14 protein-coding genes are annotated in these 11,364 nt (G+C 42.7%); 9 read left to right on the top strand and 5 right to left on the bottom strand.

Features of this window, described 5'->3' with window-relative positions; translation table 11 throughout:
• Window positions 1–181 precede the first annotated feature (181 nt).
• From BUW93_RS07685 to BUW93_RS07695, 3 genes are read right to left on the bottom strand one after another with little or no spacing between them, the layout of a single operon-like run.
• Window positions 182–505, bottom strand: a complete 324-nt coding sequence (locus tag BUW93_RS07685; RefSeq protein ID WP_081210795.1) for a CCC motif membrane protein — start codon at window positions 503–505, stop codon at window positions 182–184.
• A 9-nt stretch (window positions 506–514) separates the two neighbouring features.
• Window positions 515–811, bottom strand: a complete 297-nt coding sequence (locus tag BUW93_RS07690) for a DUF2752 domain-containing protein (RefSeq protein ID WP_317042188.1) — start codon at window positions 809–811, stop codon at window positions 515–517.
• On the bottom strand, window positions 812–2,554 hold the full coding sequence (locus tag BUW93_RS07695) for a hypothetical protein (RefSeq protein ID WP_157893297.1): 1,743 nt from the start codon (window positions 2,552–2,554) through the stop codon (window positions 812–814).
• An 83-nt stretch (window positions 2,555–2,637) separates the two neighbouring features.
• Here BUW93_RS07695 and BUW93_RS07700 point away from each other — a divergent pair, with 83 nt between their 5' ends.
• Both BUW93_RS07700 and BUW93_RS07705 read left to right on the top strand, forming a co-directional pair.
• Window positions 2,638–2,841, top strand: a complete 204-nt coding sequence (locus BUW93_RS07700) for a hypothetical protein (protein WP_081210799.1) — start codon at window positions 2,638–2,640, stop codon at window positions 2,839–2,841.
• Window positions 2,841–3,386, top strand: a complete 546-nt coding sequence (locus tag BUW93_RS07705) for a Smr/MutS family protein (protein WP_081210801.1) — start codon at window positions 2,841–2,843, stop codon at window positions 3,384–3,386. Before BUW93_RS07700 ends, BUW93_RS07705 begins: the two co-directional genes overlap by 1 nt.
• A 9-nt stretch (window positions 3,387–3,395) precedes the next feature.
• Here the strand turns inward: BUW93_RS07705 and BUW93_RS07710 are convergent, their stop codons facing one another.
• Entirely contained in the window at window positions 3,396–4,376 is a 981-nt protein-coding gene (locus BUW93_RS07710) for a hypothetical protein (RefSeq protein ID WP_081210803.1), read from the bottom strand.
• A 90-nt stretch (window positions 4,377–4,466) separates the two neighbouring features.
• Between BUW93_RS07710 and BUW93_RS07715 the strand changes: the two genes are divergently transcribed.
• From BUW93_RS07715 to BUW93_RS07735, 6 genes are all read left to right on the top strand, one after another.
• Window positions 4,467–5,615 (top strand): cysteine desulfurase family protein, encoded by a 1,149-nt coding sequence (locus tag BUW93_RS07715; RefSeq protein WP_081210805.1) that lies wholly within the window; start codon window positions 4,467–4,469, stop codon window positions 5,613–5,615.
• Window positions 5,616–5,773: 158 nt separating this feature from the next.
• Window positions 5,774–7,315, top strand: a complete 1,542-nt coding sequence (locus tag BUW93_RS07720; RefSeq protein WP_081210807.1) for an acyl-CoA carboxylase subunit beta — start codon at window positions 5,774–5,776, stop codon at window positions 7,313–7,315.
• A 34-nt stretch (window positions 7,316–7,349) separates the two neighbouring features.
• Complete coding sequence (locus BUW93_RS14910; RefSeq protein ID WP_157893298.1) at window positions 7,350–7,493, top strand: hypothetical protein; 144 nt, start codon at window positions 7,350–7,352, stop codon at window positions 7,491–7,493.
• Between the two features lie 11 nt (window positions 7,494–7,504).
• On the top strand, window positions 7,505–8,404 hold the full coding sequence (locus BUW93_RS07725) for an NAD(P)-dependent oxidoreductase (protein ID WP_081210809.1): 900 nt from the start codon (window positions 7,505–7,507) through the stop codon (window positions 8,402–8,404).
• Window positions 8,405–8,520: 116 nt separating this feature from the next.
• Window positions 8,521–9,078: a YeeE/YedE family protein gene (locus tag BUW93_RS07730; RefSeq protein ID WP_081210811.1), complete on the top strand. Its 558-nt coding sequence runs from the start codon at window positions 8,521–8,523 to the stop codon at window positions 9,076–9,078.
• A 9-nt stretch (window positions 9,079–9,087) separates the two neighbouring features.
• Window positions 9,088–9,501 carry a YeeE/YedE family protein gene (locus BUW93_RS07735; protein ID WP_081210813.1) on the top strand — a complete coding sequence of 138 codons (414 nt, stop codon included), beginning with the start codon at window positions 9,088–9,090 and terminating at the stop codon, window positions 9,499–9,501.
• Window positions 9,502–9,559: 58 nt separating this feature from the next.
• Here BUW93_RS07735 and BUW93_RS07740 read toward each other — a convergent pair whose 3' ends face one another.
• Window positions 9,560–10,183, bottom strand: coding sequence for a trimeric intracellular cation channel family protein (locus BUW93_RS07740; RefSeq protein WP_081210815.1), 624 nt, complete (start codon window positions 10,181–10,183; stop codon window positions 9,560–9,562).
• Window positions 10,184–10,355: 172 nt separating this feature from the next.
• On the opposite strand from BUW93_RS07740, the gene trxB reads away from it, so the two are divergent.
• Window positions 10,356–11,348, top strand: coding sequence for a thioredoxin-disulfide reductase (gene trxB, locus BUW93_RS07745; protein WP_081210817.1), 993 nt, complete (start codon window positions 10,356–10,358; stop codon window positions 11,346–11,348).
• The last annotated feature ends 16 nt before the right edge of the window (window positions 11,349–11,364 follow it).

Genomic DNA, 11,364 nt, shown 5'->3' on the forward strand with positions numbered 1-11,364 from the left:
AAAGAGCATCACTATATGATGAGATACCGGATCAAGTCCGGTATGACGGTTTTTAGGAGCATCATCTGAAGTTGATTCAGAATTTAATAAAAGAATCGTCACCCTGAACTTGATTCAGGGTCTCATGTGAGTGAGAGAGAAGTTTTAAAGCATTCGGCATTAAATCTGATCCAGGAAATTATTACTCCATAGACCTTAAGATCTCTTCCATCGCCTGCTGATAACCTTCAATTCCGCCGTAAACAAAGAACATTACCACTGAAGCGATAAGATTAAGCCCGCTTAGGACCAAGCCTATAATAGCAAGAATTCTTCCGGTTTTTACATTTTCAAATCCTGTGTAGAGTTCAGGGTTGGCATTGTAGATCTCGGTGGCACGTTTTGCCATTACCAGGGCGATTATCCCGAAGATGACTCCTAAAACCCCATAACAGCAACAGCCAATTATAGACAGGATTCCAAAAATTAGAATGATCGTGGAATTGGGTAATTGTGTGCGTTCCATAAAAAAGTATTAATTGGTTAGTTGAATGAATTCATACATTTTATAGCCATAATTGACCGCCATAACTATCCCGGCAAAAATGATTAGGCCTATTTTTACCTGAAAATCCTTCCTGAATTTAAAAAAGAGGTTGAATACTAAAAATGCCAGCAGCAGAAGAATTGGGTAGATGGCCGGGTACATATAAAAAGCTTCGGTAAAATTACCCTGAAAAAAAAGAAGTACTGCCCGTTGCCCCCCGCAGCCAAAGCACTCCACCCCTAAAAGGCTTTTGTTCATGCACGGCAACATAAATTCTTCCATCATCTACTTTTTTAAAAGTAATTTCTTATTGGTAATTTGATTAACCCGGGTTTTAACCTTAACGATATACACCGCTTCCCGGAGGTTTCCAGTATAAAAATAGTCATAATGTTTGTTTTCGTAAATCTTTTTGCTGAAAATCATAGCCCCCGTAAGATCAAATACCTGAATTTCTTCCAAGATATCCCCGGCTATTACTTCTACCTGCCTTAAGTCTTTATTGTATATAATTTCAGCCGCTTCGAAAACTGCAGGATCATCTTCATCTTCCAGGGAAAGTTCTGGGACCTCCGGAACTACTTCACTAAAACCCAAATAAAACCTGTCTTCATAATTTCCGGAAGGTAATTCCATCTCAAAATCAGATTTATAGAGGTTATGGTAAAGTTTTTCTTCAGCATCAAAAAGTACAATAGCTTCAGGAGAGAAATTTTCCAGGCTTTCAATGCTTATTTTTAAAACGGTATTTTCTTCTATTGTAATAAGTAACGGAATCCTTTCTTCTACTTCAAAAGGCAAAACATTTATCAGGTAAGGCTCAAAATTTATCATCCAGGCCGCATCGGTATGTAGGGCACCAAATGCCCTGGCATCCATCGCGTGGTCTTCACCCGGGCTCGCGTCATCTCTGAAAGCCACGAGCAGTTGCCTTACAAAGAGCCTATCAAAATCAATATTTAATCTCAACCTGGGGATGCCCTCCTGTGGTGTCCTGAAACTAGAATCAGTATTGTTTTCCCTCTTAAAAACCCGGTGAGAATTCTTGAAACTTACCTGGCCGTTGGTTTTTCCCATCAGCATAAAACCCTGTGCGATAGGACTGAATTCCCGCCCATAGGTTTTCCCGGTCTCACCAGTATTTCCTGTGGGATCAGCCGATTCATCATAATACTGAAAGGCCGCGGGTACATAGGCTCCTGCTCCCGGAGAATAAGCCCCGTAACCACCCTCGTAATCCTTTAAGTAATGAGAATAAGTACTATCTGAATGATCCCAGAAATATGCGATTCCCGTGGTCGCAGTGTTCTGAATAAGAAATTCTTTGAGATTTAATGCTGAAGGATAAGGGTTTCCCAACAGCAACACCTGGTCTTTCTGAATGTTAATATTGATGTTTCCATCATTCGGTAGCCCCCTGAAATCATAACGCTGCCTATTTCCCGGGTTGTTAGGGACTCCTTCCACAGTAGATGAAGAGGTGCCTTTTACTCCCTTCATCGTGAAACCCCAGCCTGGTTCCAGGGAAAAATCATCACCTATATATTCCCAGTCAGCATAGGTGCCACCACCAAATTTATAAAGCCATCTTCGACTTATGCTTAAGGGATTTGCAATCCCGTCAAAAGCTGAGGTAAGTTGAACCGGTTTGCTTTCGGTCTTGCCTATAGGTTCATAGATGATCCTGTCAACGGTTTTTGCAACTCCTGCATTATCCTTTACCGGTAGGCCCCAGTAATTGTAGTTATAGGCATTGGCCCAACCCTCCTGGAAAACAGAGATCACCCCCGTTCCTGAATTCAGATTATTGGTTTTATCAGCCTGTATGAGCTGCGCTTCTTTTCTCAGGTAAATACTGGCTTCGGTGGCCTGATCAGGATTTTTTTCCAGCTGAATATCCTTTTCTACATATAAGACCAGATTCTTTACATATAAAAAGCTGCTTCCCGTATTGGAAGGAGAAACACTTAATTGCGCTGAAATCGGGTGAAAACAGAAAAACAGGAACATGAAGTAAAAAAGCCTCATAATTACTTTAACTTTGTCATCCTACAAGTTCCCCTGAAAAAATGGAAAATAGAATAAGGGGTTTCTGGTAAAATTGATCTGAAATGAAGAACGCACAGTTAATAAATACGATACTTATCGTCCTTGGAGGCGGATTACTGCTTTATGCAATTGCCGCCGAAGAAGCCAACCAATACATCAAGATAGCAGGCCTCATTATTATAATGCTGGGGCTCTTTAGAGCAACAAATTTTTGGGTGGTTACAAAAGATGACCATAAAAATGATAACGAAGAAGATAAGCAGTAATGAAATTCAATCCCGGAGATAAAGTAGCGGCCCTTGATGACGACCTGGAAGGAGTAGTGGTGAATGCCGATGCAGCATCGGTGACCATAGAAACCCCCGATGGCTTTGAAATGGACTTTTCTCCTGCTGAATTGGTGAAGATAGAAACTCCTATTGAAGACTTGTCTGAAAACGTTGATTTTAACCGCGTGCTGGAAGAAAAACAACTTCCTAAAAAACCTAAATCAAAACGCATAAAACCCAAAGAACGGAATGCGCCGCCAATGGAGGTAGACCTGCATATCGAAAAACTGGTGAATAATTTCCGGGGGATGAACAATTTTGACATTCTCAACCTGCAGATGGAAACCGCCAAAAGGCAACTGGAGTTCGCGATGAGAAAACGCATTCAGAAGATTGTTTTTATTCACGGAGTAGGGGAAGGCGTTCTAAAGGCCGAACTGGATTACCTGCTGGGTCGCTACGACAACCTCAAATTTTATGATGCCGATTATCAAAAATACGGGCAGGGAGCCACAGAAGTTTATTTCTTTCAGAATAATTAGTCGGGAAAACTACTGTCCTCCGGTATTTTCTTCCTCTCCGGTTGTTTCACCGCTAACCCCGGAAACAGTATAATAACCAAGATTGTATTCGTCAAACCTTATCTCTTCGCCACTGCCGTCCTGCTTCACGAAATTGAAATTCCTTATCACAATATCCGAACGGTAATTTCGGTTTATGTTGTGGTCTATAACTTCGTTATGCTCGTTGTAAGGTTCGGTTAATTCGGGGTTGAGGTAATTAGGCCTGTCGGCAAGCTGCAGGCTCTGCGGGTTAAGCAAATCGTCGCTGCTTACCTCATATTTGCTGAGCGCTCCATCGCCGTCATCATCAGGATCCAGGTAATTGGGAATTCCATCTTCGTCGGTATCTCTGTAACCTTCGGCGGTGGGATCGCCATCGCCGGTTCTTATCTCGGTGCTGGTGCGCACGTTATCTCCATCGTCGTCTATATCCAGATAATTAGGGATTCCATCCCCGTCGGTATCAAGATGAGCATCGCTTTCGGGATTTTGCGCCTCCTCCGGATCCATCCCCTCATCTGTATTTTTGATCCCATCTTTGTCGGCATCATCCTGCACCCCAATATCATTAAAACTGGTGCTTATCACCACGGTACCTTCGGTAGTAATATATTCGTCTATCACTCCCGGGTCTTTCGAGGGCACTGCCTTGCAGAAGTAATCATCTGGGATCTCGCCGTCATAAAGCCTATAGATCATTTTGTTGTCGCCGGTTAACTCAATTTCTATTGGCTGGTTGGTGTTTCGGCTTAAAAGCAATTCCTCTTCATCCAATTGCCGGGAACTTAATTGCAACGACATAGACTCGTAAACCTCCTCGTTATTAATTACGTAAAGCACTTTCTGGTCTCCTAAGCCACATAGGCTGAGCTTGCTGTTTTCAAGATCGAAAGAAGTGACTATAATGTCCCCGTTATCACAGGAACTCAATCCCAGAAAAATGATGAAAATTGAAAAAAACTTTTTCATTCGTGCGCTTTTCAACAAAAATAGCGGAAATAAGGATTTTTTACCCCTTCATCCTTAAAATTATTTTTATTTCGTTTAATTTTGTGTTTAATGAAAAACGTATACTTAGACTCTGCCGCAACCACGCAAATGCGTGAGGAAGTGATCGCCCGCATGACCGACGTAATGAACGAGGTTTATGGGAATCCTTCATCTACCCATAGCTTCGGAAGATCTGCCAAATCCCTTGTGGAACAGGCCAGGAAAACCGTAGCAAAAGCTCTGAATGTTAAACCAGCCGAAATCGTCTTTACCTCCGGGGGTACTGAAGCCGATAACCTCGCTTTGAATTCGGCCGTGCGCGATCTGGGCGTGGAACGCATCATCACCTCCAAAATAGAGCATCACGCGGTGCTTTATACTATTAACCAATTGCAGGAATGTTATGACATTGAGGTAGATTACCTCGATTTGGATTCCTGCGGAAATGCTAACCTGGATCAACTCGAGGCACTTCTGAAAAATTCAGAAAAGAAAACGCTGGTGAGCCTGATGCATATTAACAATGAAGTGGGAAACCGCCTGGATATAAAAAAAGCCGGTGAGATCGCTCACGCCAATGATGCGCTTTTTCATTCTGATACCGTACAATCGGTAGGACATTATGAGCTCGATTTCAACGAGGTCCCGGTTGATTTTACGGCCGTAAGCGCCCATAAATTTCACGGACCCAAAGGAGTGGGTTTTGCATTTGTAAGAAAAAATACGGGGCTGAAACCGCTTATCTTTGGAGGCGAACAGGAACGCGGTCATCGTGCCGGGACTGAAAGCGTGCATAATATTGTAGGCCTGGAAGAAGCTTTGAAACTTTCTCTGGAAAACCTGGAAGAGGAGAAAGCTTATGTTACAGAACTCAAACAGTATTTCATAGAAAAGATCAAAAAAGAGATTCCCGAAGCTAAATTCAACGGGAACTGCGAAGATCCGGAAGGTAGTACCTATACCCTGGTGAACGTGTGTTTGCCGGTGCCTCCACAGAAAGCCCTGATGCTGCTTTTTCAACTTGACCTCAAAGGAATTGCCTGTTCTAAAGGCAGTGCCTGCCAAAGCGGTAGCGATAAAGGTTCGCACGTACTTAACGAATTCCTTTCTGAAGAGGATCTTAAAAAACCATCTATCAGGTTTTCTTTCTCGCACTATAATACCAAAGAAGAATTGGATTATGTTGTTGATACCCTCAGGGAATTTATCGAATCCTGATCAGGATTTAAGAAATAAACGATTAGAAAATCCCGCACTTGCGGGATTTTTTGTTAAGATTCCCATATTAGACTGTTCCTGCTTTTTTTAAATAATATAATTTACATAATATTGATAGTCCAAAATGCAGCGGATACCCAATCCAATATTTGAAAAGTATGAGCCAGAATATAGAAAAGCTTAAGGATAAAATAGAAAAAGCCCACCTGGGTGGGGGCAAAAAACGAATAGAAAGTCAGCATTCAAAAAAGAAACTCACCGCCCGCGAGCGTGTAGATTATCTGCTCGATGAGTCTTCCTTTGAAGAGATTGGAATCCTGGTAACTCACCGTACCACCGATTTCGGGATGGAAAAACAGAAATTTTACGGGGATGGTGTGGTTACCGGCTATGGAACTATAAATGGCCGGCTTGTGTATGTCTTTGCCCAGGATTTCACTGTCTTTGGAGGTTCCCTTTCTGAAACTCACGCCGAAAAGATCTGCAAAGTGATGGACCTGGCGATGAAGGTAGGTGCACCCCTGATAGGCCTTAATGATTCTGGCGGGGCACGTATCCAGGAAGGCGTGAAGTCGCTTGGAGGCTATGCCGATATTTTTCATCGTAACGTGAAAGCTTCCGGGGTTATTCCACAGATATCGGCCATAATGGGGCCCTGTGCCGGGGGCGCCGTGTATTCTCCGGCTATGACAGATTTTACTTTTATGGTACAGGATACGAGCTATATGTTCGTGACAGGACCTAACGTGGTGAAAACAGTCACCAATGAAGAAGTGACTTCCGAAGAACTTGGCGGCGCGAGCACCCACGCTACTAAATCGGGCGTAACACATCGCACCGCGGTGAACGACATTGGCTGTCTCGAAGATATCAAACAGCTTATAAGTTATATGCCGCAAAGCAATAAGCAAAGCCCGGAAAAACTTCCTTTTACTCCCGGAGACGAATTCAGGGATCAACTGGAAGGAATTGTGCCTGATAGTTCCAGTAAACCTTATGATATGCACGAGGTGATAAACGGAATAATTGATGAAAATAGCTTCTTTGAGATCCATAAGGATTATGCCGATAATATAATTGTAGGCTTCGGAAGACTTGGCGGACGCAGCATTGGGATTGTCGCCAATCAGCCTATGAGCCTGGCCGGGGTCCTGGATGTAGATTCTTCCAAGAAAGCGGCCCGTTTTACCCGTTTTTGCGATTGCTTTAATATTCCTTTATTAGTGCTGGTGGATGTGCCGGGATTCCTGCCGGGTACCGATCAGGAATGGAACGGGATTATCCTTAACGGTGCTAAATTACTCTATGCCCTTAGCGAGGCTACAGTGCCAAAAGTAACCCTGATTACCCGTAAGGCCTACGGTGGGGCCTATGATGTGATGAATTCTAAGCATATTGGCGCCGATCTTAACTTTGCCTGGCCCACAGCCGAGATCGCAGTAATGGGAGCAAAAGGTGCCAGTGAGATTATCTTCAGGAAGGAAATTAAAGAGGCAGATGATCCTGCTGCTAAACTTGCAGAGAAAGAGGCCGATTATGCCGAAAAATTTGCCAACCCCTTTGAGGCAGCTCAACGCGGATTTATAGATGAGGTGATAATGCCCCGGGAAACCCGCAGAAAACTGCTTAAAGGTTTCAGTATGCTGGAAAATAAGGAAGTGCTTAGACCAGATAGGAAACACGGAAATATTCCGCTTTAAAAATGAAATTATAATTACTAAACTAACTCAAATTATGACTAACAATTACAAGGATGCTAAACTGAAATTTGAAAGGAAAGATCTGGAACTCGAATTTGCAAGCCAGAGAAAGCTTAGGGAAGACGAATTGCTTCTCAATCACGTTTTCGATGAGACCGAGCTTCCTGACTGGGAATAAGCTTTAGCCTGATGAAATTCAATAAAATAGTTTGTGTAGATAACACCAAACTTACCGACCAGGCCATTGAAGAATTGCAGCAATTCAGTGAAGGGGGGGTAGAGAACTATAATGACTATCCCGATTCTCAAGCTGAAATTATAAAGCGTATAGGAGATGCTGAAGCTGTATTGGTTTCCTGGAAAACACAAGTCCCTGAAGCCATCATTGAGCAATGTCCTAAGCTGAAATATATTGGGATGGCCTGCAGCCTTTATGATGATGAGTCGGCGAATGTGGCGGTTAATTTTGCCAGGGAACGCGGCATAAGCGTAAAAGGTATTTTTGATTATGGCGATCCCGGAGTGGTGGAGTTTATCGTATCAGAATTGATAAGGTTGCTGCACGGTTTTGGAGATAAGCAGTGGCGGGAAATGCCCGTGGAACTTACCAAACGCAAGATCGGGATCATTGGCCTGGGAACAACCGGCCAGATGCTCGCTGAATGTCTCCTGCCTTTTGGAGCCGAGCTTTATTACTTCAGCAGAACCAGGAAAAAGGAATGGGAGGAAAAAGGCCTTACATACCTTCCCCTGGAAAAACTTCTGGACAAAACAGAAATTATTTCCCTCCATCTTCCGAAGAATACCACATTGCTTGGAAGTAGAGAGTTTGAAATTTTCGGCCAGGGAAAAATATTAATCAGTACTTCGCTGGGGCTTCCTTTTGAAGAAAAAGCCTTTCAGAAATGGCTTAAGAATGAAGGGAATTTCGGTATCTTTGATGGAGATGCCGGGGAAGCACTTTCGGAAAAAAGCCTGGCGGAAAAGAACCTGATCTTTTCAGAAAAAAGTGCCGGTTGGAGTAAAGAAACCCGGCAACGACTTTCAGAAAAAGTTCTGAAGAATATCAGGGAGTTCACTGGCATTTAAAACTTTATGTTTTTTTAAAAAAATCGTGAGAGGGGAACTTGATAATTCCTGTAACCTTTGTTACTGATAACTTTCTTAAAATACACTTAATTTGCAAGCAATTTAAAATACACAGTATGGAATGGATTTTTGAACCATGGCCCTGGTACGTTGCGGGTCCGCTTATCGCGCTAATTATGTTTATCCTGATTTTTGCAGGTAAAGATTTTGGGATGTCCTCTAACCTAAGAACGATGTGTTCTATGTGTGGAGCGGGCAAAAATATTGAGTTTTTCAAGTTCGATTGGAAATCTCAACGCTGGAATCTTATGGTTGTACTTGGTGCAATTATCGGAGGTTTTATTGGCGCCAACGTACTTACTGAAGATCCTTCGGTAGCAATTAATCCTGATACCATTGCCATTCTTGAAGATCTCGGATTTAACAGTGCCGGGGAGGCTTACCTGCCTACTGAGCTTTATAGCTGGGAAGCGATTGGGGGAATTAAGGCCCTGGTGATTTTACTTATTGGCGGAATTCTAATTGGTTTTGGTGCCCGTTACGGGGGAGGTTGTACCTCAGGCCACGCTATCTCGGGTCTAAGTAACCTGCAGTTGCCGTCGCTTATCGCCGTTATCGGTTTCTTTGTAGGTGGCCTGATTATGATTCACCTATTATTTCCATTAATCTTTTAAACATAGAATATGAGATCTCTTATATATTTATTTGTAGGAATATTTTTCGGAATTGTAATGTTTAAGTCTGAAGCCGCTTCCTGGTTTAGGATCTACGAGATGTTCCAGTTCCAGTCTTTCCATATGTATGGAATAATCGGTTCAGCTTTAATCCTGGGTATTATTGGCGTACAGGTTATTAAAAGAAAGAAATTAAAATCTATAGATGGTAAACCTATCGTGTTTAACGATAAAGATGTAAGCTTTAGCCGTTATGCTTTCGGTGGCCTTTCTTTCGGACTTGGTTGGGCGCTTGCTGGTGCCTGTCCCGGGCCGGTTTTCACGCTTATTGGTGCAGGATACCTTCCTATTTTGGTAGTTTTTGTGGGAGCCCTTATCGGAACCTATATTTATGGCCTGTTGAGAAACAAATTGCCTCACTAAAAATTATTGTTATAAAGAACATCCCGCCGGTTTCGGTGGGATTTTTTGTTTTTGGCGCTTAAGATTTTTCAGAAATATAATAATAGGGAAGGGAAATGTGGAATTTTACCACTATAAGCCTGATTCCGATGACAATAATTGAGGTGCTGATGTAGATCACATCCAAATTTGCTCCCAGGGAATGCATGACTACAAATACCAATCCGCCAACAATGCAGGCGGTGGCATAAATCTCTTTTCTGAAGATTACGGGGATCTCGTTACAAAGAATATCCCGAAGCACCCCACCAAAGGTACCCGTCATCGCACCAAGGGCAATAGAAATAATGGGATCGAGCCCGTTTCTGATTCCTATTTCTACCCCGGTAATGGTGAAAACCCCCAACCCGATGGTATCGAAAAGAAAAAGAGATTTTTTAAGGTAATTGATCTTGTTTCTAAAGACAATAGCCAGGACAGTTACTACGCCAATAACGTATATATAGACTGTGTTTTGCATCCAGTTCACCGGGGTGTCACCAATTAAAATATCTCTTAAGGTTCCCCCGCCACTGGCGGTAACAAAGGCAACGATAAAAATTCCGAAGAGATCTAAACGGCGGTCCATCGCGGCTAATGCTCCTGAAATCGCGAAGGCGATGGTTCCCAGGATGTCCAGAATGTTAAAAATGCTTAGCTCCATTTGAACAAAGTTATGTTTTTAAAGGAAGCTAAGACAATTAATTTTGAGAAGCAGTTATTTTTTCAGATTTTTAATGTCCTGTAATTATAAGTCAATAGTTAAACTTAATCAATAATAAAGTAAGGTTTTAATTAAAGTTACTACCTTTATAATATCAATAAATAGTAATAAAATGAGCGATAAAATAGAAAGAATAAAATGTCTTATCATAGGTTCGGGCCCTGCAGGATATACTGCAGCAATCTATGCCTCCCGTGCCGATTTAAAACCCGTAATGTACACCGGGATGGAACCCGGAGGGCAATTAACTACTACCACTGAAGTGGATAACTTTCCCGGATATCCCGATGGGATTGATGGACCTCAAATGATGGTTGACCTTCAGAAACAAGCCGAACGTTTTGGAACGCAGGTGAGGGTAGGAATGGTTACCGAAGTGGAATTTAGTGATAAAGTTGGCGGGATTCATCGTGCCTGCGTAGATAATTCTACCTGGGTGGAAGCTGAAACTATTATTATTTCTACCGGTGCCACAGCTAAATATCTTGGTCTACCCAGCGAGCAAAGATTGCGTGGAGGTGGGGTTTCTGCCTGTGCCGTTTGCGACGGATTCTTTTATAAGGGTCAGGACGTGGCTATAGTGGGAGGTGGAGATACAGCAGCTGAAGAAGCAACCTACCTTGCCAATATCTGTAATAAGGTAACTATGCTGGTAAGAGGGGACCAGATGCGGGCTTCAAAAGCAATGCAACACCGTGTAACCAGTACTAATAATATAGATCTTCGTTATCACACTGAAGTTGATGAAGTCCTGGGAGAGCAGGTGGTAGAAGGACTTAGAATGGTGAATAACCAAACCGGTGAAAAGGAAGAGATCAAGATCACCGGAATGTTTATTGCTATTGGTCATAAACCAAATACCGATATCTTTAAAGGAAAACTGGATATGGATGAAACCGGCTATTTAATAACCAAAGCCAAATCTACCAAAACCAATATCCCGGGAGTTTATGCTTCAGGAGATGTTCAGGATAAGATCTATCGTCAGGCGGTAACCGCAGCCGGTACCGGTTGTATGGCTGCCCTGGATGCTGAACGCTACCTGGCCGAAGTGGAAAGTGAAGAAGGAGAGGAAGTGAAAACCACGAAAAAGGTGGAAGCTTAACAAGTAATAATTCAGA

Source organism: Salegentibacter sediminis (assembly GCF_002078605.1).
In the GTDB taxonomy this organism is placed as follows: Bacteria; Bacteroidota; Bacteroidia; order Flavobacteriales; family Flavobacteriaceae; genus Salegentibacter; species Salegentibacter sediminis.